Below are 20,964 nucleotides of genomic sequence, written 5' to 3'. Positions count from 1 at the left end.
GGGCACGAGGGCCTCTCTGGTCGGCGAATTCACCCCCAACTCTGCCAGGCCGGAAACATTCCGGAAAACTTCGCTGTTTAGACTGCAAGAGCCGGGCCCCATCGCCGGCGTGGAGGTGTCATGGTTCCGCTCGTGTCGTCCGCTCCGGATGCGCCGGTTTCGCCGGCTGTCCCGACGGCCCTCGACGAAGCCGTCCGCGAGGCGGCGCAGATCCTGGCCGGCAAGCGCGTCGTCGTACTCACCGGCGCCGGCGTCAGCACCGATTCGGGCATCCCCGACTACCGCGGCGAAGGCGCTCCGCCGCGCAACCCGATGACCTTCGACCAGTTCCTGGCGAGCCCTTCCTACCGCAAGCGCTACTGGGCGGGCAGCCACCTGGGCTGGCGGATGTTCGATGCCGCAGCCCCCAACGACACCCACCGCATCCTCGCCGAGCTCGAAGACGCCGGCGTGGTGAACGGCGTCGTCACGCAGAACGTCGACGGCCTGCACGCCCGGGCCGGCACCCGGCACCTGGTCGATCTGCACGGCTCGATGGACCGCGTGAACTGCCTCAGCTGCGGCCAGACCTTCGCCCGCGCCTCGATCGCCGAGCGGATCAGCACGGCCAACCCGTGGCTGACCGAACCCGAGCTGGTGCGGATGGCGCCCGACGGCGACGCCGACGTGGCCGAGTACGAGGCGTTCGAGGTTCCCGCCTGCACCGTCTGCGGCGGCGTGCTGAAGCCCGACGTGGTGTTCTTCGGCGAGTTCGTGCCGACCGAGAAGTTCGCCGAAGCCGCCTCGATGGTGGCGTCGTCCGACGCCATGCTGATCGCCGGATCGTCGCTCGTGGTCAACTCCGGCATCCGCCTGCTCGAGCAGGCCCGCCGGCGCAAGCTGCCGATCGTGATCATCAACCGCGGCGTCACCAAGGGCGACAACCGCGCCACCCTCAAGATCGACGCCGGCGCCGCTGAGACCCTCACCCCCCTCGCCGCCCACCTCCTCCCCTGACCGGCTCGGCCCCTTCCCCGTCTCGTCGGGCCCCGTAGACTGGCGGGGATGACTACCTTCACCTTCGTGCGGCACGGGCAGACCGACTGGAACTTCCAGAAGCGCATCCAGGGCAGCACCGACGTGCCGCTGAACGAGACCGGCCGCGAGCAGGCCCGTGAGACCGGCCGTGTGCTGGCCGAACGGCGCTGGGACGGCATCGTGGCGAGTCCGCTCAGCCGGGCCCGCGAGACCGCCGAGATCATCGCCGCCGAGCTCGGCATCGACGAGGTCGAGCTCGTGCCGGAGCTGGTCGAGCGCAGCTACGGCGAGGTCGAGGGCCTGAACGCCGAGCAGATCGCCGAGCGCTTCCCCGGGCATCCGATGAACGTCGTGCCCGGCCGCGAACGCCGCTCCGACGTGGTGGCCCGTGTGCTGCCCGCACTCGAGGCGCTGGCCGAGGAGCACCCCGGCGATTCACTGATCGTGGTCTCCCACGGCGGCGTGATCGGCTCCCTCATCCGCTACGTCACCGACCGGGCCCTGCCTCAGCAGGGGCAGATGATCCCGAACGGATCGGCGCACGACTTCGTGGTCGACGACGGCCACCTGTCGATCGCCGAGTTCAACGGCGAGGCTATCCCCGAAGAGATCCGGTCGCGAGCTCCGCTAGCGCTCGAGCTGACGCTTCCCAGCTGAACGTCTCCGCCTGCGCGCGCGAGGCGAGCGAGCGGGCACGCCACTCCCCGGCGTCTTCGAGCGAGCGGATGGCGCGCGCGAACGCGTGCGGGTCGCGCGCCGGCGCGTAGCGGGCTGCGGATGCCCCGATCTCGCGGAACACCGGGATCTCGCTGACCACCACCGGCGTGCCGAACCCCATCGACTCCACGAGCGGGATGCCGAAGCCCTCGTCGAGCGAGGCCGTCACGAGCGCCGTCGCCTGCTGAAGCAAGGCGTGGTACTCCTCGTCGCTGACGCCGTCGTGGAATTCGAGAAGCGCCTCCGGGTCGATCGCCCGCAGCCGGGCCTTGTCGGCATCCGTCGCCCGGCTCAGCAGGTGCAGCGTGTAGCCGGGCAGTTCCGCCACGGCACGCACGAGCGTCTCGACGTTCTTGTAGGGCATGAACGAGCCCATGTAGAGCACCGACCGGGCTGTGGATCGGGCCGCCGCGTCGTCGGCCGCCTCGGCCGCCCGCTCGGCAGGAGGCAGATCGGCGGCGTTCCGCGCCACGACCGCCGGCCGCTTGGTGAGACGGTGCGAGGCGATCAGGCCGCGGGTGGTCTCGGAAACCGTCACCACAGCATCCGCGCGGTTCAGCAGCAGCCGCTGCGGCCACCAGGCCTTGTGATAGAGCCGCCAGAGCACGCGCACGAAGCCCGGGAGGTCGTGCGGGGGCTCGGGGTTGGAGTAATAGATGAGGTCGTGCACCGTGAGCGCGAGCCGGTACCGGCGGCCGAGCGTGCCCATCGTCTGCATGGGGCTGAACACGACGTCGGGCCGCAGCGCGTTCACCTGCAGGGCGACGAGCGGCTCGCGCACGCTCGTGGGGCCCGAGACCTTCTGCCAGGGCAGATCGGGCAGCATGGCGAGCTGGCGCTCGTCGCTGATGACCATGGCCAGCTCGACACCGGCCACCGCCGGGTCGTTCGCGTCGATCAAGGCCTTCAGCGCTGTCACGACCCCCGCGGTGTAGCGGCTGATGCCGTCGTGGCGGCCGATCCGCGTGTACCGGCAGTCGACGACGAGCTTCACGAGGCGGGCTCGAGGAACGCGTCGATCGCCGCCGCCGCCTCGATCGGGCGCTCGTAGTGGATGAGGTGCCCGACGTCGTCGAGCACCACCAGGCGCGCGTCGGGCATGGCCTCCTGGAGGCGGTGCTGGGCGGCGAGGGGCGTGATGTCGTCCTTGTCTGCCGCGATCAGCAGGGTCGGCGCGGTGATGCGCTCCGCGTACTCGCTGACGTCGTTGCTGACCGAGGCTCGGAAGGCGTCGAGCACCACGGTGCGGTTCGCGAACGCGCTGAAGTAGCGGTGGTGCTGGTCGTGGATCCAGCGGCGCAGCGGCCGGTTCTTCGTCTTGGCCATCGTGACGCTGATCACCTGCACCATCACGGGGCTCGACAGCAGAACGTGGCCGAGTTTCTCGGGCACGGCGGCGCCGAGCTGGTAGTAGCCGATGGCGATCCGGGTCATGACGCCGCGCGGGCCCTTGAGCGCGGGGGCGGCGATGGGGTTGATCAACACGGCCGCGTCGACGGGGATGCCGGAGGGCCCGGCGATCGAGGCCGCCACCACGATCGAGCCGAACGAGTGGCCGACGATCACCACCCGCGCATCCGGTGACTCGGCCCGCACCAGCTCGGCGAATGCCCGCAACCAGTCGACGTACCCGTCGAGATCGTGCACGGCGTCCAGCGGGGTCGACACGCCGAAGCCCGGGAGGTCGGGTGCGACGATCCGGTAGCCGGGCCGGTTCAGCTGGGCGATCACGGGCTCGAGCCCGTGGTGGTCGCCGCGGTAGCCGTGCACCACGATCACGAGCGTGCCGGCCTCGCGACGGGCCTCGTCGTCGAGCCCGCCGGATCCGTATTCCCAGACGTGCGTGTCGCTCCCTCGCACGGGCAGAACCCGCGTGGTGACGGGCATCCGGGCGAGTTCGGGGGCGTAGGGCGAGGCGACGGTCATCCGCTCCAGCATAGACGGGGCTGCTGCGATCGGGCCGGGCCGACGCGCCCGCCGGGCCGCACCCCTGGCGGTGTCGGTGACCTGGGCTATCGTGAACCCAGGTATGCACGAGCCGGCCGATCGTCATCCGAAAGGATCCCTGTGAACTACACCGCACCCATCCAGACTCCGGGCCTCACTCTCGACCCGCAGTGGTACAGGCGATCGGTGTTCTACGAGGTGATGATCCGCTCGTTCGTCGACTCGAACGGCGACGGCTTCGGCGACATCGCCGGGCTCATCTCCAAGCTCGACTACCTGCAGTGGCTCGGGATCGACGCGCTCTGGCTGCCCCCGTTCTTCCAGTCGCCGCTGCGCGACGGCGGCTACGACGTCTCCGACTTCACCTCGGTGCTCTCCGAGTACGGCACGGTCGACGAATTCCGCGACCTGGTCACGAAGGCCCACGAGCGCAACATGCGCATCATCATGGACTTCCCGCTCAACCACACCTCGGATGCGCACGAGTGGTTCCAGCAGTCCCGCGCCGACCCCGAGGGCCCCTACGGCGACTTCTACGTCTGGAGCGACACCGACGAGAAGTACGAGAACATCCGCATCATCTTCGTCGACACCGAGGAATCGAACTGGACGTTCGACCCCGTGCGCCGGCAGTTCTTCTGGCACCGTTTCTTCTCGCACCAGCCCGACCTCAACTTCGAGAACCCCGCCGTGCAGGAGGCCATCTTCGACGTCTGCCGGTTCTGGCTCGACATGGGCGTCGACGGGCTGCGGCTGGATGCCATCCCCTACCTGTTCGAGTCCGACGAGGGCAACGGCGAGGGCGAGCCGAAGACGCACGACTACATCGTGCGGCTGCGCGAGATGATCGACACCGAGTACCCGGGGCGGATGCTGGTGGCCGAAGCCAACCAGTGGCCCCGCGAGGTGGCGGCCTTCTTCGGTACCGACGAAGAGCCGGAATGCCACATGGCGTTCGACTTCCCGGTGATGCCGCGGATCTACTACTCGCTCCGCTCTCAGAAGGCCGACGAGCTGATCCGGGTGCTCTCGGAGACCACCGACATCCCCGAGGGCGCCGCCTGGGGCGTGTTCCTGCGCAACCACGACGAGCTGACCCTGGAGATGGTGTCGGAGGAATACCGGCAGGCGATGTACGGCTGGTACGCCTACGACCCGCGGATGCGCTCGAACATCGGCATCCGGCGCCGCCTGGCACCGCTGCTCGACAACTCGCGCGCCGAGCTCGAGCTGGCGCACGCCCTGCTCTTCGCCCTGCCCGGCTCGCCCTTCCTGTACTACGGCGACGAGATCGGGATGGGCGACAACATCTGGCTGCCCGACCGCGACTCCTCCCGCACGCCCATGCAGTGGACGCCCGACCGCAACGCCGGGTTCTCCACCGCCGACCCCGGCAAGCTGTTCCTGCCGGTGGTGCAGTCGCTGGTGTACAACTACAACCTGGTGAACGTGGAGTCGCAACTGGCGCAGTCGCGCTCGCTGCTGCACTGGGTGCGCAACGTCATCCACGTGCGGAAGGCCCATCCCACCTTCGGCCTCGGCAGCATGGAGGTGCTGAAGAGCGACCACGAGTCGGTGCTCGCCTTCGTGCGCTCGTACGAGGGCTCCGGCGCGTACTTCGGCGACGGACCGGAAGACGTGCTCTGCGTCTTCAGCTTCGCGCACAACCCGGTGTCGGCGACGATCACGGCTCCCCAGTTCGCCGGCCGCAGGCTGTTCGACCTCTTCGGGCACGCGGAGTTCCCGTCGTTCGACGAGAACGGCAGCGTCACGCTCACCTTCGGCACCCAGGCCTTCTATTGGCTGCACGTCGGCCAGCGCACCGAGCAGGAGCAGGGGCGCTAAGGAGTGGCCGACAGCGACATCCCGGTTCCTCTGTTCGACCTGCCCGAGGAGAGCCTCGGCGGCGAGGCCATCGGCCTGCACCGCCACCGCGGCAAGCACGCCGCTCCCCCGGCGCCCGAAGTGGTCGAGCGCTCGGTCACGGTCGAACGCTCCGTCACGATGTCGCTGACGGTCACCGAGAAGGTCACCCGCACGCACGGGACGGTGCCGCCGGAGGCCCCGCCGTACGACCCCGCGTTCGACGACGAGCCGATGGCCTTCGACGGCGAGTCCGGCCATCCGGAAGCCCCCGTCTACGTGCCGGCCTGGGCGTCGCGGCTCGCGGTCTTCGACCTCGAGACCACGGGCATCGACGTCGAGACCAGTCGCGTGGTCACCGCCAACATCTCGCTGCTGGATGCCGCGGGCCGCACGGTGCGGCGCCGCGACTGGCTGGCCGATCCAGGGGTCGAGATCCCCGAGCAGGCCACGGCGGTGCACGGTGTCACCACCGAGCGCGCGCGGGCCGAGGGGCGGCCGGCCGCCGAGGTGGTGGGCGAGATCGTCGACGAGCTGCGGCGGGCCTTCGCCGACGGCTACGCGCTCGTGGTGTACAACGCGCCGTACGACCTCACGTTGCTGAACCGGGAGTCCGTACGGCACGGCATCGCGCCGCTGGAATCGCCATCACCCGTGGTAGACCCCCTGGTGATCGACAAGCAGGTCGACCGCTATCGCAAGGGCAAGCGCACGCTCGAGGCGGCCGCCGGCAACTACGGTGTGTCGCTCACCGATGCGCACGACGCCGGAGCCGACGCCATCGCCGCGGGCCGGGTGGCGCAGGCGCTGGCCACGAAATTCCCGATCGAGCTCGACCTCACTCCACGTGCCCTGCACGAGGCCCAGATCGGTTGGCACGAGGCCCAGTGCGACTCCTTCGAAGAGTACATGCGCCGCACCAAAGACCCCGCTTTCACCTCCCGCCGAGGATGGCCCGAGGCCATCCCCCGTCCCGCCTGAACGCCTCTCAGAACGTCGTCTCAGAGCGTCCCGACGTCAGGAGGCGCCGATGGTCGCCACCCGGACGGGATCGACCCGCCGCAGACGCGTCTTGGTGAGGTTCACGCGCACGATCTGCGCGGCTGCGGGGTCGCCGCTCCGAGCCCAGCGCTCAAGCGCGTCGAAGCCCGGCCCGGGCGCGCCAGGCACGACGACGCTCCAGCAGTACCCGAGCGCTTTCTGCAGCACCCGGAAGCCCTCCGACCGGCGCTCCCCGATCGGTACCGCCACCAGCAGCTCCATGATGCGGTTCAGGATGTTCTGCCCGGCCAGGGCCGCTGCTTCGCCCTTCACCAGTCGAGGCTCGGCCACGCCGGCCGCCACCGCCCGCAGCGTCAGGAGCGAGGCTGCATCCGTCGCCGTCGCCGTCGCCGTCTCCTGCTTCAGCCATCGGTCGGCGAGGTCGAACAGAGCCGACGGATCGCGGTCACCCAGCGTCTGCAGCGCCATCGCGACGCCCTCTCGCACCCGCCACCGCGCATCCGCCGCCCGTGCCCGCAGGAAGGACTCGATCCGCCCGTCGTCCTCCCCCAGGAGCCGCCCGAGTGCTGCGGTTCCGCAGAGCGCCAGGTACTCATCCGGTCTGCCGGCGTATTCGATGACCGTTGCCGCCTCCGCGACGTCACCGAACGCCTGCACGAGGGTGAGATTCGCGCGCGGCCCCGGCAGCCCCGAATGCGCGGCGAGGTACACCGGCCACTCGTCGATCTCGAGGGCTCCGAGATCCGCGGCCAGGACTGCACGATCATTCACGCCCACATCCTCCCGCAGCGCCCGATCGATCTCCACCGGCCGCGTCTCCTGCAGACACGAAGAACCCCGCCGGCCTGAGCCGACGGGGTTCTTCGTGCGTGTGATTGCGGAAAGACTACTTGGTGCCGCCGCCGAAGCCCTTGTAGCGGGTGTTGAACTTCTCGACGCGGCCGGCGGAGTCGAGGATGCGCTGCTTGCCGGTGTAGAACGGGTGCGACTCCGACGAGATCTCGACATCGATCACCGGGTAGGTGTTGCCGTCTTCCCACTCGATCGTCTTGGCGGAGCCGACGGTCGAACGGGTGAGGAAGGTGGCGCCCGACGCGAGGTCGCGGAAGACGACTGCTTCGTACTTGGGGTGGATGTCAGTCTTCATAGTGGTGTCCTAGTTTCACAGCATGGGGGTCGGAAATCTTTGGTCTGACGAGGCTGACCAAGGGAAGAGCCTACCAGATAGCCGGGCAGGCTTCCAGAGCGGATGCTCGGCGTGTCAGGCCGCGCGGGCGGTGTAGCGGCCGTCCTCCGCCGAGAGGGCGATCGGCAGCCCGAACGTCGTCTCGAGGTTCTCGGAGGTGAGGATCTCGCCGAGCGGCCCGCTGGCCACGATGCCGTCCTTGTTCAGCAGCAGCGCGTGCGTGAAGCCGACGGGGATCTCCTCGACGTGGTGGGTCACCATCACGATCGCGGGCGCCTCGGGAGCACTGGCGTAGCCGCCGAGCAGCTGCAGCAGCTCCTCGCGGGCGCCCAGGTCGAGCGAAGCGGCCGGCTCGTCGAGCAGCAGCAGTTCGGGGTCGGTCATCACCGAGCGTGCGATCTGCACGCGCTTCTGCTCGCCGTCGCTGAGCGAGCCGAAGAGCCGCTCGGCGAGGTGGTCGAGGTTCCACTCGTTCAGAACCCGCTGCGCACGGCGCAGGTCGATCTCCTCGTACTGCTCGTTCCAGCGGCCGGTCACCGAGTAGGCCGCTGTCAGCACGACGTTCAGCACGGTCTCGTTCGGCGGGAAGCGCCGCGCCATCGCACTGGAGGCGAAGCCCACACGCGGACGCAGTTCGAACAGGTCGACCTCGCCGAGCTTGCCGTCGAGCACGTGCACCGTGCCGCCGGACGGATGGTTCATCGCCGCCGCGATCTGCAGCAGGGTGGTCTTGCCGGCGCCGTTGGGCCCGAGCACCACCCAGCGCTGATCGCCGTCGACCTTCCAGTTCACACCGCTCAGGATGGGGTTGCCATCCCGCACAACAGAAACGTCTTCAAGGTCGAGCACATTGGGCATGAGGCAAGCCTAACGAACCCGTTGCCGACTATCGCACCAGCGCGCGGTAGATGTCGGCGGTTTGTGAGGCGATCGCTCCCCAGCTGAACTCGGCCTCGGCGCGAGCACGGCCCGCGATGCCCATCTGCGCGGCGCGCTCGGGATCCGACACCACCTCGGTGAGGGCTCGGGCCAGGTCGCTCACGAAGCGATCGGGGTCGGTCGGCGTGCCCGTGCCATCCTGCAGCTGGTCGATCGGCACGAGCAGCCCGGTGACGCCGTCGTCGACGACCTCGGGGATGCCTCCGGTCGCGGTGCCCACGACGGGGAGGCCGCAGGCCATCGCCTCCAGGTTCACGATGCCGAGGGGTTCGTACACCGAAGGGCAGACGAACACGGTCGCGGCCGTCAGAACCGCGGCCAGCTGCGGCTGGGGCAGCATCTCCTCGATCCAGACGATTCCGCCGCGGGTCTGCTGCAGGGTGCGCACCGCGCTCGACACCTCCTCGAGGATCGCGGGCGTGTCGGGCGCACCCGCACACAGCACCACCTGCACGTCGGTGGGCAGCTGGGCGATGGCACGCAGGAAGTAGGGCAAGCCCTTCTGGCGCGTGATCCGGCCGACGAAGACCACGGTGGGCCGATCCTTCTCGATGCCGAGGCGGTCGAGCACAGCGTCGTCGTGCGTGGGCTTCCACGTGACCAGATCGATGCCGTTGTAGACGGTGACGAGCTTCGACTCGTCCAGAGCCGGGTACGAGCGCAGGATGTCGCGTGCCATTCCGTTGCTCACGGCGATCACCTGATCGGCGTTCTCGAACGCATCCTTCTCGATCTGCGACGAGATGCGGTAGCCGCCCCCGAGCTGCTCGGCCTTCCACGGGCGCAGCGGCTCGAGCGAGTGCGCGGTCACCACGTGCGGCACGTCGTGCAGCAGCGACGCGAGACGGCCGGCCGCGTTGGCGTACCAGGTGTGCGAGTGCACCAAGGATGTCCCGGCCACCGCCTCGGCGATCTGCAGGTCCACGCCCAGCGTGGTCAGGCTCGGGTTGGCCCCGGCGAGCTCGGCGGGCACGCCGTAGGCGAAGACGCCCTCCTCGGTGCGGGGAGCGCCGAAGCACCGCACCGCCACATCCAGATGCTCGCGCAGGCCCTTCACGAGCTCGGCGACATGCACGCCGGCGCCTCCGTAGACCTCGGGCGGATATTCACGGGTAATCACGTCGACTCGCATAGTTGAACGGTAGTACCACCGGGGCGAAACCTCATTAGGGTGGGGGCTATGGCTGCATCAAAGAAGATCTTCGGCATCGTTCTGGCCGGAGGTGAGGGCAAACGACTCATGCCTCTCACGGCTGACCGGGCTAAACCCGGCGTGCCCTTCGGAGGCGGGTACCGCCTCATCGACTTCGCGCTCTCCAACCTCGTCAACTCGGGGCTGCGGCAGATCGTGGTGCTCACGCAGTACAAGTCGCACAGCCTCGACCGCCATGTCTCGCAGACCTGGCACCTCGACGGCCTGCTCAACTCGTACGTGGCATCCGTGCCCGCGCAGCAGCGCCTCGGCAAGCGCTGGTTCAGCGGATCGGCCGACGCCATCCTGCAGAGCCTCAATCTCATCCGCGACGAGAACCCCGACATCGTCGTCGTGGTCGGCGCCGACCACGTGTACCGGATGGACTTCGACCAGATGATCCAGGCGCACATCGAGTCGGGGCGCGGCGCCACGGTCGCCGCCATCCGCCAGCCGATCAGCCTGGCCGATCAGTTCGGTGTGATCCAGACGGATGCCGACGACCCCACGCTGATCTCCGAGTTCCTCGAGAAGCCCAAGAACCCGCAGGGTCTCGTCGACTCCCCTCACGAGGTGCTCGCCTCGATGGGCAACTACATCTTCGACGCCGACCAGCTGATCGACGCGGTCATCCGCGACGGCGAGAAGCCGGAGTCCAGCCACGACATGGGTGGCGACATCATCCCCGACTTCGTGGCGCGCGGGAACGCGGCGGTCTACGACCTCAACCGCAACGACGTGCCCGGGTCGACCGATCGCGACCGTTACTACTGGCGCGATGTGGGAACCATCGACTCGTTCTACGACGCCCACCAAGACCTCATCTCGGCCCTGCCGGTGTTCAACCTCTACAACGAGAAGTGGCCGATCTACACCCAGCAGCTCAACTCGCCGCCCGCCAAGTTCGTGCGCGACAGCAAGGGCAACCCGGGGGTCACGGTCGAGTCGATCGTGTCGCTCGGATGCCTCATCTCCGGTGCTCGCGTCGAAGGCAGCGTCGTCGGCCCGTGGACGACGGTCGACTCCGGCGCGCTGGTGCAGCAGTCGGTGCTCTTCGACCGGGTGCACATCGAACCCGACGCCGTGGTGCACCGGGCCATCCTCGACAAGAACGTCGTCGTGTCGGCCGGGGCCCAGGTGGGAATCGACGCCGATCGTGACCGGGAGCGCGGCTTCACGGTCACCGACTCGGGCATCACCGTCGTCGGCAAGGGAGTCCGCGTCGTTCCCTGACGCGTCGGTCGTCCAGCGCGTCGGGCGTTCCTTGGGAGCGTCGTTCGTTCAGTAACCTGGCTGCATGCCTGATCCCCGCTTTCTCGTCGTGCTCGACGTCGATTCGACGCTGATCGAGAACGAGGTGATCGAGATGCTCGGCAACCTCGCCGGGCGGCACGCCGAGGTCGCGGCGATCACCGAGCGCGCGATGAGTGGCGAGATCGACTTCGCCGAGAGCCTGCGTGAACGTGTGGCCACCCTGGCGGGGCTTCCGGTGTCGTGCTTCGACGAGGTACGCGGTCAGATCGAGGTGACCCTCGGAGTGCCCGAGATGATCGCGACGTTGCACAAGCACGGGAGCGTCGTGGGAGTCGTCTCCGGCGGTTTCCACGAGATCCTCGATCCGCTGGCCGAGTCGCTGGGGCTCGACTACTGGCGGGCGAACCGGCTCGGCGTCGCCGACGGCCACCTCACCGGCACCGTCAGCGGCCCGATCATCGACCCGCAGAGCAAAGCGGATGCTCTGCTCGAGTGGGCGGGCGCTCACGGCATCCCCGCGGCGCATACCGTCGCGGTCGGCGACGGTGCCAACGACCTGCGCATGATGGAGGTCGCGGGCCTCTCGGTCGCGTTCGACGCACGCCCGGTGGTACGTGCCCAGGCCGACCTCGTGATGAACCGCCGCGACCTCAGCCAGCTGCTCCCCCTGCTGGGCCTGCGAGGCTGACACCTCGTCGGCTGCAACGGGATTGCGGGCCGTCCTGCGGCGCCTGTGAGCAGGAAATTAATCGAGCTTTCATCAGGTGTTTCTGATAGAATCTCAGTATGCAAATAGCCGCTCGATTCCAGGCGATCGCCGCCGATCTCCGTAGTGACGCGGGCGAGATCAACGCCGCGATGGCAGGGCTCGGTGACGAGGATGTTCTCGAGGTCATGGCCGCGATTGAGGCGGCCGGGCGGGCGCTCTCGGCCTGGCAGATTCGGGTCGCTGGGGAGGTCGGGGTGCGGTCCCGCAGCGAACTCGGTGACGAAGGCTTGAGCAGGTCGCAGAACTTCACCAGCCCGGTCAAGCTCGTCTCAACCGTCACCGGCACGTCGGCGCGGGAGAGCAAGACACGCCTCGAGATCGGGCGCAGGCTTCGCGGTGCGGTGCTACTGGGTGGCGGTGAAGGGCCTGCCCCGTTCCCGGTCGTCGGCCGGGCCCTTGATGAGGGTGTCCTCGCGGTTGAGACGGCATCGATCATCGTCGCCCGGTGCACCGAACTCACCGAGCGCGGATGCTCCCCCGAGGTGGTCGCTAGCGCCGAGCAGACCCTCGTCGACGAGACCCTCACGAAGCACCTGACTGCGGATCAGGCCTCCCGGCTCGCCATTCATCTTCGTGAGGTCATCGACCCGGATGGTGCTGAGCCTCGGGATGAGCGACTCCAGCAGCAGCGCTCGCTCACCATCGGCCAGGCCAGTGACGGGATGATCCGCGGCCGGTTCGCCCTCACCCCCGAACAAGGCAGCGTGTGGCTGGCGAGCATCCAGGCCATGCAAAGCCCCCGCATCTCAGGATCGCCCTCCAGTGGGCCGCGGTTCCTGACCGAAGACGAATACGTGGCACAGACCGCCACCGCGGACATTCGCACTCAGGCGCAGAAGAACGCCGACACCGTCACCGAACTCATCGCCCGCGCCGCCGGCGCCCCCGACATGCCCCGCCTCAACGGCGCCACCACCACCCTCAACGTCCACACCACTCTCGACAACCTCGAAACCGGGCGCGGGGTCGGCTGGATCGACGGCATCGACGAGCCCGTTCCCGCCTCCACCATCGCGCAACTGCGCTGCACCTCCCCCACCGCCGTGACACTGTTCAACGACCGCGGTGCGGTGCTCTACCACGGCAAGACAGAACGCCTCTTCACTCCGGCCCAGAACCGGGCCCTCGCGGCTCGAGATGGGGGATGTGTCTGGCCCGACTGCGACCGGCCACCGTCGTTCTGTGAAACACATCATGCAGATGAATGGGTTTCGGCCGATCATCCACCGGGTCGTACCGATATCGACAATGGTGTGCTGCTGTGCCATTTCCATCACTCGCATCTGCACAAGTCGTCCTGGAAACTGACCATGCATTCGGGTGTGCCCCACCTCATCCCACCCCGGTGGATCGACATCGAGCAGACGCCGATCCCGACCACCCGGCGACGCACCACCCACCGCCCAGCCGCCTAACCACGTATGCCCACCTCCCAAAACCGGGCACGGTCATCGAGGGCAAGCGCGAAGCGCGCGGCAGCACATCACCAGGCCAACCATCCAGGTACCGAACCGTACGAGGCTGCCGCGCGCTTCGCGCTTGCCGACGATGATCATGGCTGGGACGGCAAAAGCCTGATCGCACGCTGGGTAGTCGAAGTTCACCAAAGTTCGATGAAGTCGGCTACGAAACACGCGATTTCATCGAACGCAACCTTGCCGCCGTCACGCAACGGCAAACTCGCATACACCTACCGACGAGGCGCCATCCTCCGAACCATCACCATCTGGGCCCGAGCATTTGGAGAAACGGCCTAGTGGCCCATGCCGAGGCCGCCGTCGACCGGGATGACCGCGCCGGTGATGTAGGCGGCATCGTCGGAGGCGAGCCAGGCCACGGCCTTGGCGACCTCGGCGGCCTGGCCATAGCGGCCGGCGGGGATGCTCTTCTTGTACTCGGCCTGCTGCGCTTCGGGCAGTTCGGCGGTCATGTCCGTCTCGATGAAGCCGGGTGCCACGACGTTCGCGGTGATGCCGCGGGCCCCGAGCTCGCGGGACACCGAGCGAGCGAGACCGACTAGGGCGCTCTTCGAGGCGCTGTAGTTGACCTGGCCGGCCGATCCGTAGAGCCCCACCACGCTCGAGATCAGCACGATCCGGCCAAAGCGGGCCTTGAGCATCCCCTTCGAGGCACGCTTCACCACGCGGAACGCCCCGGTGAGGTTCGTGTCGATCACGCTGGTGAAGTCGTCCTCCGCCATGCGCATCAGAAGCATGTCGCGGGTGATGCCGGCGTTGGCCACGACGACCTCGACCGGGCCCAGCTTCTGCTCCACCTCGGTGAAGGCGGCGTCGATGGATGCTCCGTCGGTCACATCCGCGATCACGGTCAGCGTGCCCTCAGGGCCCGAACCGGACCGCGCGGTCACGGCCACGCGGTGCCCCTGGGCCACGAACTCCTCGGCGAGGGCGTAGCCGATGCCGCGGTTTCCGCCGGTGATGAGCACGGTGCGAGGTGTGGTCGAGGTGGTCACGGTGCGGAGGTCCTAACGTCGTGGGGCGGGTGGCGCCCTACCAGCTTAGGAGTTGCCCAGCGTCGGGGCCGGCCGACTCGGCAGGGCCTTCCGAAGCGTAGGCTTAGAGCGAATCATGAAGAGCGCCCAGCAGTCCCTCACGAGCCTTCCGCCCTCGCCCGACGACGAGCGGCGCAAGCGCATGATCAAATACCTGATCACCATGGGCATCCGCATCGTCTGCCTCGTGCTGATGCTCTTCGTGAAGGGCTGGTGGCTGGCTGTGGTCGCCGCCGGCGCCATCCTGCTCCCCTACTTTGCCGTGGTGCTCGGCAATGTGGGCACGTCGAACATGCGGCGTCATGAGAAGCCGAGCGAGATCGAGCTGTACCGCCCTGTTGTTCCCCCTGTCGTGCCGCCGGCTGAACCTGCTGCGGCGGGTCCGGATGCGGGACCGCGGGCATGATCGGAATCGGTCTCGAGCCCTCTGCCGAAGAGTGCTCGCGTGCGAGTTGCCGCGCCGACGCCGCGTGGCGGATCGAGTGGCGCAACCCCAAGATCCACACCGAGGATCGCCGCAAGATCTGGCTGGCCTGCGACGAGCACGTCGACTACCTGCGCGAATTCCTCGCCGCGCGCGACTTCCCGCTCGAGGTGTTGCCGATGAACGGGGCGGTGAGCACATGAGCGGCGGCTGGCGCTTCCTGCTGAGCCGGCGGTGGGCGGGGTACCTCGCGCTCACGGTGGTGTTCGCGATCGTCTGCGTGATGCTCGCCATGTGGCAGCTCGCCCGACGTGACGAGGCGGTCGCCGAGATCAACCGGGTCGCCGAGAACTTCGACGCCGACCCTGCTCCGCTCGCCGACGTGCTCCCCGAGTTGGACTCGTACGACGTCTCCCAGGAATGGCTCACCGTGTCGATGACCGGTCGCTACCTCGTCGACGACCAGACCCTCGTGCGCAACCGCCCGCTCGGCGGTGACGTCGGCTTCGACGTGCTGGTGCCCTTCCAGCTGGCGAACGGCGACGTGTTCATCGTCGACCGCGGCTGGGTGCCGACCGGCCAGAAGCAAGACGTTCCGGATGCCATCCCGGCAGCACCCACGGGCGAGATCACGGTCGTCGCCCGGTTGAAGGCCGGCGAGCCGCACCTCGACAACCGCGGGGCGGTGGCGGGTCAGATCGCAACGATCGAGCTGCCGGTGCTCGCCGACCAGGTCGGCCAGCCCACCTACACGGGCGCGTATGGCCTTCTGGCATCCGAGGATCCAGCCCCGGCCGAGCGGCCCATGGCGACGCCTAAGCCCACACCCGACGAGGGCGCGCACCTGTCGTACACGTTCCAGTGGTTCTGCTTCGGGCTGCTCGGGTTCGTCGGGCTCGGCTACATCATCCGGCAGGAGTTCCGTCGGGTGAATGAAGACGATCCGGAAGAGCAGGAGCGCGCCGCCGAGCGCGAGCGCAAGCGCCTGGCGAAGAAGAGCGATGCCCAAATCGAGGACGAGATCCTCGACAGCCGGAACTGAGACCGGCCGCGACGTGCCCCCGCTAGCGCTACGGCTGCGCGAGCGAGATCAGGCCAACGAGATCAGGTCGGCGTAGTCCTTGTTCCAGTGGTCTTCCACACCGTCGGGCAGGATGAGCACGCGCTCGGGGTTGAGCGCCTCGACCGCGCCCTCGTCGTGGCTGACCAGCACGACCGCGCCCTCGTAGTGGGCCAGAGCATCCAGAATCTCGTCGCGGCTGGCCGGGTCGAGGTTGTTCGTGGGCTCGTCGAGCAGCAGCACGTTGGCACCCGAGACCACGATCATCGCCAATGCGAGTCGGGTCTTCTCACCGCCCGAGAGGACGCCGGCGGGCTTGTGCCCGTCGTCGCCGGTGAACAGGAACGAGCCGAGCACGCGTCGCGCCTCAGTCTCGGTGAGGTTCGGTGAAGCGGAGACCATGTTCTCCAGCACCGAACGGTTCACGTCGATGGTCTCGTGCTCCTGGGCGTAGTAGCCGATCCGCAGGCCGTGGCCGGGCTCGATCTGCCCGGTGTCGGGCGTGTCGGCCCCGCCCAGGATGCGCAGCAGCGTGGTCTTGCCCGCACCGTTCAGCCCCAGGATGACCACCTTCGAGCCGCGGTCGATGGCCAGGTCGACGGCGGTGAAGATCTCGAGCGAGCCGTAGCTCTTCGAGAGGTTCGACGCCATCAGCGGCGTGCGGCCGCAGGCGACCGGGGTCGGGAAGCGCAGCTTGGCCACGCGATCGACCTCGCGCACCTCTTCGAGCACGGAGAGCATCTTCTCGGCGCGCGCCACCATCTGGTGGGCGGCGGCGGCCTTCGAGGCCTTGGCGCCGAAGCGGGCGGCCTGCATCTGCAGCTGGCCGGCCTTCTTCTCGACGTTGACGCGCTCCTTCTTGCGGCGCTCCTCGTCGGCGGCTCGCTGCCGCAGGTAGTTGCGCCAGTTCATGTTGTAGATGTCGATGACCTGGCGGTTGGCGTCGAGGTAGAACACGCGGTTCACCGTCTCGCCCACGAGCTCGATGTCGTGCGAGATAACGATGAAGCCGCCGTTGTAGCTCTTCAGGAACTCGCGCAGCCACACCACGGAGTCGGCGTCGAGGTGGTTGGTCGGCTCATCCAGAATGAGGGTCTCCGCGTCGGAGAACAGGATGCGCGCGAGCTCGATGCGGCGTCGCTGACCACCCGAGAGCGTCTTCAGCGGCTGGTCGAGGATGCGGTCGGGCAGGCTCAGGTTGCTGGCGATCGAGGCCGCCTCCGCCTCGGCGGCGTATCCGCCCAGCGCGTCGAAGCGCTCGGTGAGGTTGCCGTACTTCTTCATGGCGGCGGCGCTGACCTTGGGGTCGTCGGAGGCCATGGCCAGGGACGACTCGGTCATCCCCTCCAGCAGCGATCCGAGGCCGCGGGCGTTCAGGATGCGCGTGCGGGCCAGCTCCTCAGGGTCGCCCGAACGGGGATCCTGAGGCAGGTAGCCGAGCTCGCCGCTGCGATGCACGTCTCCCGCGGCGGGCTGCAGGTCGCCTGCGAGCACTTTCGTGAGGGTGGTCTTGCCGGCACCGTTGCGGCCTACGAGGCCGACTTTCTCGCCGGGGCCGACTCGGAAGGACACGTCCTCCATGAGGGTTCGTGCGCCGACCCGGATCGCCAGGTCTGAAACGCTGAGCACAGAGTTGTCCTAATCTTCTCGGAGGGGGGAACCAACCAAGTTTACGCCCTCCGCAGCGTCTCTCGGTCCGTCCCCTCCGCTACCGGGCTCGCCGACCCGGACGGCGCCGTCCGTGCGCCCGTCGCGCCACGGAATCGCTCTGGAGTTCTGCAGACAAAAAGGCCACCACACCCCTCTAAGGGTCCGGTGACCGTTTCGTTCGGAGAAGTCCGGGCTGCAGAGCGGCCGGGACACGCCTCAGATGGAGAAGCCGAGCGCCCGCATCATGTCGCGGCCGTCGTCGGTGATCTTGTCGGGGCCCCACGGCGGCATCCACACCCAGTTGATGCGGAACTGCTCGACGACGCCGTCGAGCGCCTCGGCGGTCTGCTCTTCAAGCACATCCGTCAGCGGGCAGCCGGCCGAGGTGAGCGTCATGTTGATGACCAGAGCGTCTTGCTCGTCGTCCCAGCCCAGGTCGTAGATGAGGCCGAGGTCGACGATGTTCACGCCGAGCTCGGGATCCATCACGTCTTTGAGCGCTTCTTCGATCTGATCGAAGCGCTGCGGTTCTAGTGTCGTGACCATTTCGTTATTCTACGGTCGCGCCGGTGAGAAAGCGATCGTAGCCCTCGTTCTCGAGGCGCACGGCGAGCTCGGGGCCACCCTGCTCCGCCACCTTGCCGGCCACGAACACGTGCACGAAGTCGGGCTTCACGTAGCGCAGGATGCGGTTGTAGTGCGTGATCAGCAGGATGCCGAGGCCGGTGTTCTCCTTGGCCCGGTTCACGCCCTCCGACACGATCTTCAGCGCGTCGACGTCGAGACCGGAGTCGGTCTCGTCGAGCACGGCGAACTTCGGCTTCAACAGTTCCAGCTGCAGGATCTCGTTGCGCTTCTTCTCGCCGCCCGAGAAGCCCTCGTTGACGTTGCGCTCGCGGAACGACTTGTCCATCCGCAGCGCCTTCATCGAGGAGTCGAGGTCTTTGATCCAGCCACGGATGGCCGGTGCCTCGCCGTCGATCGCGGTCTTCGCGGTGCGCAGGAAGTTCGACACCGAGACGCCGGGGATCTCCACTGGGTACTGCATCGCGAGGAAGAGGCCGGCGCGGGCGCGCTCGTCGACCGTCTTGTCGAGCATCTCCTCGCCGTCGAGCTTCACCGAGCCGCCCTCGACGTGGTACTTGGGGTGGCCGGCGATCGCGTAGGCGAGCGTGGACTTGCCCGATCCGTTGGGACCCATGATGGCGTGGGTCTCGCCCTCGCCGATCGACAGGTCGACACCGCGCAGGATGTGCTTGGTCCCCTGCTCGGTCTCGACGCTCACCTGGAGGTCTTCGATGGTCAGAACAGACATGCTAGTCAATCACTTTCGTCACGGTCGGGTCGATGTAGATGTCCCCGTCGATCACCTGGATCTCGAACACGGGGACGGGCTCGTAGGCCGGCAGCGTCAGAGGCTTGCCGGTCTCGAGCGAGAACTTGGAGCCGTGCGCCCAGCATTCGAGCGTGTCGTCCTCCACGAAGCCCTCGGCGAGCGAAATGTCGCCGTGGGTGCAGGTGTCGCCGATGGCGTGGCACTCCCCCGCACTGTCTTTCACGAGCGCGATGGCCACCCCGTCGACGACCACGCGCAGCGCCTGGTTCACGGGCACGTCATCGAACGCGCACACCTTCTCCGCCACGGCTCAGCGCACCGCCTGGGAACGCACCAGCTCGGCCTCGACGGCCTCGGAGAGTCGCGCTTCGAGTGCGGGCGATCCGATCTGCTGGATGATCTCGGCCAGGAAGCCGCGCACGACGAGTCGGCGCGCCTCTTCTTCGCTGATTCCCCGCGACTGCAGGTAGAACAACTGCTCGTCGTCGAAGCGCCCCGTCGAGGAGGCGTGACCGGCGCCCTGGATGTTCCCGGTCTCGATCTCGAGGTTCGGGATGCTGTCGGCGCGCGTGCCCTCGGACAGCACCAGGTTGCGGTTCTGCTCGTAGCTGTCGGTGCCGTCGGCGTGCGGGCCGATGAGAACATCGCCCACCCAGACCGTGTGCGCCTTCTCGCCCTGCAGTGCGCCCTTGTAGTTGACCCGGCTGCGCGTGTTGGCGGCGACGTGGTCGATGTAGGGGCGCTGCTCGAAGTACTGACCGGCGTCGGCGAAGTAGAGGCCGAAGGAGTCGATCGACGCACCCTGCTCCACCAGGTGGATGGAGGGGTTCACCCGCACGACCGAGCCGCCGAGCGACACGATGACGTGCCGCAGATTGGCGTCGCGGCCGACCCGGGCGAAGTGCGAGGAGAGGTGCAGAGCGCTGTCGTCCCACTCCTGCACCGTCACGACCGTGAGCTGGGCGTTGTCGCCCACCACGATCTCGACGTTCTCGGAGAGGTTCGCCGATCCCGAGTTCTCCAGGATGACGACGCCCTTGCTGTTCGGCACCGCCTCGATCACCACGTGCGCGGCGCGCGCCGATCCGTCGAACCGGTCGCGCCGGATGACGGTCTCTTCGCCCGCCTCGCCGGTCACCTTCACGTGCAGCGCCTTCTCGAAGCGCGTCCAGGCGTTGGCCGAGGCGCGCTCCTCGGGAGCGCCCGCCGAGCCGATCAGCGCATCGCTGCGGTCGATCCAGTCGACCGTGGCGCCGCCTGACTCGACGTAGCTGAACGCCGTGGGCGATCCGTCGAGGTCATCGGTGGTGAGGTGCTTGATCGTCGCGAACGGAGTGAATTTCCATTCGAACTCGAGCCCCGTGACCTGGGCGAAGTCGTCCACCGAGGTCGAGGTGAACCGCTCGGATCGAGTCTGGACCGGCACGAAGGCCGATCCGCCGTCGGAGTGGGCGACCAGGCCGTGCTGGCCGGGCTCGCTCTGGGCAGGTGCTGTGACAGTTGTTTCGGCGGCCATCTAGCCTACGGAGCCTTCCATGCCCATCTCGATGAGCTTGTTGAGTTCGAGTGCGTATTCCATCGGCAGCTCGCGGGCGATCGGTTCGATGAAGCCGCGCACGATCATCGCCATCGCCTCGTCTTCCGGAAGACCGCGCGACATCAGGTAGAACAGCTGCTCTTCGGAGACCTTCGAGACGGTGGCCTCGTGACCGAGCTGCACGTCGTCGACCCGGATGTCGATGGCCGGGTAGGTGTCGGAGCGCGAGATCGTGTCGACCAGCAGAGCATCGCAGCGAACCGTGTTCGCCGAGTGGTGCGCGTTCTCCGACATCCGGATCTCGCCCCGGTACCCGGCTCGACCACCGCCGCGCGCGATCGACTTGGAGACGATCGAGCTCTGCGTGTACGGCGCCATGTGGATCATCTTCGCGCCGGCATCCTGGTGCTGGCCGGGACCAGCGAAGGCCACCGAGAGCGTCTCGCCCTTGGCGTGCTCGCCGACCAGGTAGATCGACGGGTACTTCATGGTGACCTTGGAGCCGATGTTGCCGTCGATCCACTCCATCGTCGCGCCCTCGTGCGCGATCGCGCGCTTG

Annotated in this window: 23 protein-coding genes; 10 read left to right on the top strand and 13 right to left on the bottom strand. The window is 67.9% G+C overall.

From position 1 onward, the window contains the following. Nucleotides 1–120 precede the first annotated feature (120 nt). Nucleotides 121–996 carry an NAD-dependent protein deacetylase gene (locus Q0D75_RS13130; protein ID WP_291054123.1) on the top strand — a complete coding sequence of 292 codons (876 nt, stop codon included), beginning with the start codon at nt 121–123 and terminating at the stop codon, nt 994–996. Nucleotides 997–1,044: 48 nt separating this feature from the next. Further along, a complete protein-coding gene (locus tag Q0D75_RS13125) occupies nt 1,045–1,674 on the top strand; it encodes a histidine phosphatase family protein (protein ID WP_291054121.1) in 630 nt (209 codons plus the stop codon). Here the strand turns inward: Q0D75_RS13125 and Q0D75_RS13120 are convergent. Both Q0D75_RS13120 and Q0D75_RS13115 read right to left on the bottom strand, forming a co-directional pair. Further along, nucleotides 1,613–2,728 (bottom strand): glycosyltransferase family 1 protein, encoded by a 1,116-nt coding sequence (locus Q0D75_RS13120; RefSeq protein WP_291054119.1) that lies wholly within the window; start codon nt 2,726–2,728, stop codon nt 1,613–1,615. The genes Q0D75_RS13125 and Q0D75_RS13120 overlap by 62 nt on opposite strands. Then, nucleotides 2,725–3,660, bottom strand: a complete 936-nt coding sequence (locus Q0D75_RS13115) for an alpha/beta fold hydrolase (protein ID WP_291054117.1) — start codon at nt 3,658–3,660, stop codon at nt 2,725–2,727. Before Q0D75_RS13115 ends, Q0D75_RS13120 begins: the two co-directional genes overlap by 4 nt. Before the next feature lie 141 nt (nt 3,661–3,801). Here Q0D75_RS13115 and treS point away from each other — a divergent pair, with 141 nt between their 5' ends. Next, a complete protein-coding gene (gene treS / locus Q0D75_RS13110; RefSeq protein ID WP_291054115.1) occupies nt 3,802–5,526 on the top strand; it encodes a maltose alpha-D-glucosyltransferase in 1,725 nt (574 codons plus the stop codon). Nucleotides 5,527–5,778: 252 nt separating this feature from the next. Beyond that, the gene (locus Q0D75_RS13105; RefSeq protein ID WP_291054187.1) at nt 5,779–6,525 is read left to right on the top strand and encodes an exonuclease domain-containing protein; all 747 of its coding nucleotides are present in this window, start codon (nt 5,779–5,781) and stop codon (nt 6,523–6,525) included. Between the two features lie 36 nt (nt 6,526–6,561). Here Q0D75_RS13105 and Q0D75_RS13100 read toward each other — a convergent pair whose 3' ends face one another. The 4 genes from Q0D75_RS13100 to glgA all read right to left on the bottom strand — a co-directional run bounded on the left by Q0D75_RS13100 (nt 6,562) and on the right by glgA (nt 9,803). After that, nucleotides 6,562–7,317 carry a HEAT repeat domain-containing protein gene (locus tag Q0D75_RS13100; RefSeq protein ID WP_291054113.1) on the bottom strand — a complete coding sequence of 252 codons (756 nt, stop codon included), beginning with the start codon at nt 7,315–7,317 and terminating at the stop codon, nt 6,562–6,564. 115 nt (nt 7,318–7,432) lie between these two features. Continuing rightward, nucleotides 7,433–7,693, bottom strand: coding sequence for a type B 50S ribosomal protein L31 (locus Q0D75_RS13095; protein ID WP_291054111.1), 261 nt, complete (start codon nt 7,691–7,693; stop codon nt 7,433–7,435). 114 nt (nt 7,694–7,807) lie between these two features. Then, nucleotides 7,808–8,590: an ABC transporter ATP-binding protein gene (locus Q0D75_RS13090; RefSeq protein ID WP_291054109.1), complete on the bottom strand. Its 783-nt coding sequence runs from the start codon at nt 8,588–8,590 to the stop codon at nt 7,808–7,810. Between the two features lie 28 nt (nt 8,591–8,618). After that, nucleotides 8,619–9,803 (bottom strand): glycogen synthase, encoded by a 1,185-nt coding sequence (gene glgA, locus Q0D75_RS13085; protein WP_291054107.1) that lies wholly within the window; start codon nt 9,801–9,803, stop codon nt 8,619–8,621. Between the two features lie 48 nt (nt 9,804–9,851). Between glgA and glgC the strand changes: the two genes are divergently transcribed. The 3 genes from glgC (at nt 9,852) to Q0D75_RS13070 (ending at nt 13,301) form a co-directional block, all read left to right on the top strand. Beyond that, nucleotides 9,852–11,096: a glucose-1-phosphate adenylyltransferase gene (gene glgC, locus Q0D75_RS13080; RefSeq protein ID WP_291054105.1), complete on the top strand. Its 1,245-nt coding sequence runs from the start codon at nt 9,852–9,854 to the stop codon at nt 11,094–11,096. A 64-nt stretch (nt 11,097–11,160) separates the two neighbouring features. Continuing rightward, the gene (serB, locus tag Q0D75_RS13075) at nt 11,161–11,805 is read left to right on the top strand and encodes a phosphoserine phosphatase SerB (protein WP_291054103.1); all 645 of its coding nucleotides are present in this window, start codon (nt 11,161–11,163) and stop codon (nt 11,803–11,805) included. Nucleotides 11,806–11,903: 98 nt separating this feature from the next. Further along, nucleotides 11,904–13,301, top strand: coding sequence for an HNH endonuclease signature motif containing protein (locus Q0D75_RS13070; protein ID WP_291054101.1), 1,398 nt, complete (start codon nt 11,904–11,906; stop codon nt 13,299–13,301). Between the two features lie 338 nt (nt 13,302–13,639). Here Q0D75_RS13070 and fabG read toward each other — a convergent pair whose 3' ends face one another. Beyond that, entirely contained in the window at nt 13,640–14,359 is a 720-nt protein-coding gene (fabG, locus tag Q0D75_RS13065) for a 3-oxoacyl-ACP reductase FabG (protein WP_291054099.1), read from the bottom strand. A 115-nt stretch (nt 14,360–14,474) separates the two neighbouring features. Between fabG and Q0D75_RS13060 the strand changes: the two genes are divergently transcribed. The 3 genes from Q0D75_RS13060 to Q0D75_RS13050 are packed head-to-tail and all read left to right on the top strand — an operon-like array spanning nt 14,475 to nt 15,864. Continuing rightward, entirely contained in the window at nt 14,475–14,804 is a 330-nt protein-coding gene (locus tag Q0D75_RS13060) for a DUF3099 domain-containing protein (protein ID WP_291054097.1), read from the top strand. Beyond that, a complete protein-coding gene (locus tag Q0D75_RS13055) occupies nt 14,801–15,025 on the top strand; it encodes a hypothetical protein (protein ID WP_291054095.1) in 225 nt (74 codons plus the stop codon). Before Q0D75_RS13060 ends, Q0D75_RS13055 begins: the two co-directional genes overlap by 4 nt. Continuing rightward, a complete protein-coding gene (locus Q0D75_RS13050; protein WP_291054093.1) occupies nt 15,022–15,864 on the top strand; it encodes an SURF1 family protein in 843 nt (280 codons plus the stop codon). The genes Q0D75_RS13055 and Q0D75_RS13050 overlap by 4 nt, the downstream gene beginning before the upstream one ends. Nucleotides 15,865–15,912: 48 nt before the next feature. Here the strand turns inward: Q0D75_RS13050 and Q0D75_RS13045 are convergent, their stop codons facing one another. The 6 genes from Q0D75_RS13045 to Q0D75_RS13020 form a co-directional block, all read right to left on the bottom strand. Beyond that, nucleotides 15,913–17,511, bottom strand: coding sequence for an ABC-F family ATP-binding cassette domain-containing protein (locus Q0D75_RS13045; RefSeq protein ID WP_291054091.1), 1,599 nt, complete (start codon nt 17,509–17,511; stop codon nt 15,913–15,915). A gap of 237 nt (nt 17,512–17,748) precedes the next feature. Beyond that, a complete protein-coding gene (locus tag Q0D75_RS13040; RefSeq protein WP_291054089.1) occupies nt 17,749–18,078 on the bottom strand; it encodes a metal-sulfur cluster assembly factor in 330 nt (109 codons plus the stop codon). 4 nt (nt 18,079–18,082) lie between these two features. Then, complete coding sequence (gene sufC, locus Q0D75_RS13035; RefSeq protein ID WP_291054087.1) at nt 18,083–18,847, bottom strand: Fe-S cluster assembly ATPase SufC; 765 nt, start codon at nt 18,845–18,847, stop codon at nt 18,083–18,085. A gap of 1 nt (nt 18,848) precedes the next feature. Continuing rightward, nucleotides 18,849–19,175 carry a non-heme iron oxygenase ferredoxin subunit gene (locus Q0D75_RS13030; RefSeq protein ID WP_291054085.1) on the bottom strand — a complete coding sequence of 109 codons (327 nt, stop codon included), beginning with the start codon at nt 19,173–19,175 and terminating at the stop codon, nt 18,849–18,851. 3 nt (nt 19,176–19,178) lie between these two features. Further along, nucleotides 19,179–20,384, bottom strand: coding sequence for a Fe-S cluster assembly protein SufD (gene sufD / locus Q0D75_RS13025; protein ID WP_291054083.1), 1,206 nt, complete (start codon nt 20,382–20,384; stop codon nt 19,179–19,181). After that, nucleotides 20,385–20,964 (bottom strand): SufD family Fe-S cluster assembly protein (locus tag Q0D75_RS13020; RefSeq protein WP_291054081.1); only part of this gene is annotated, 580 nt, incomplete at its 5' end.

Origin of the sequence: Herbiconiux sp., assembly GCF_023264855.1 — a bacterium.
Lineage (GTDB): Bacteria > Actinomycetota > Actinomycetes > Actinomycetales > Microbacteriaceae > Herbiconiux.
The sequence above is the reverse complement of the archived record's forward strand: the minus strand, read 5'-3'. Positions and strand labels throughout refer to the sequence as shown.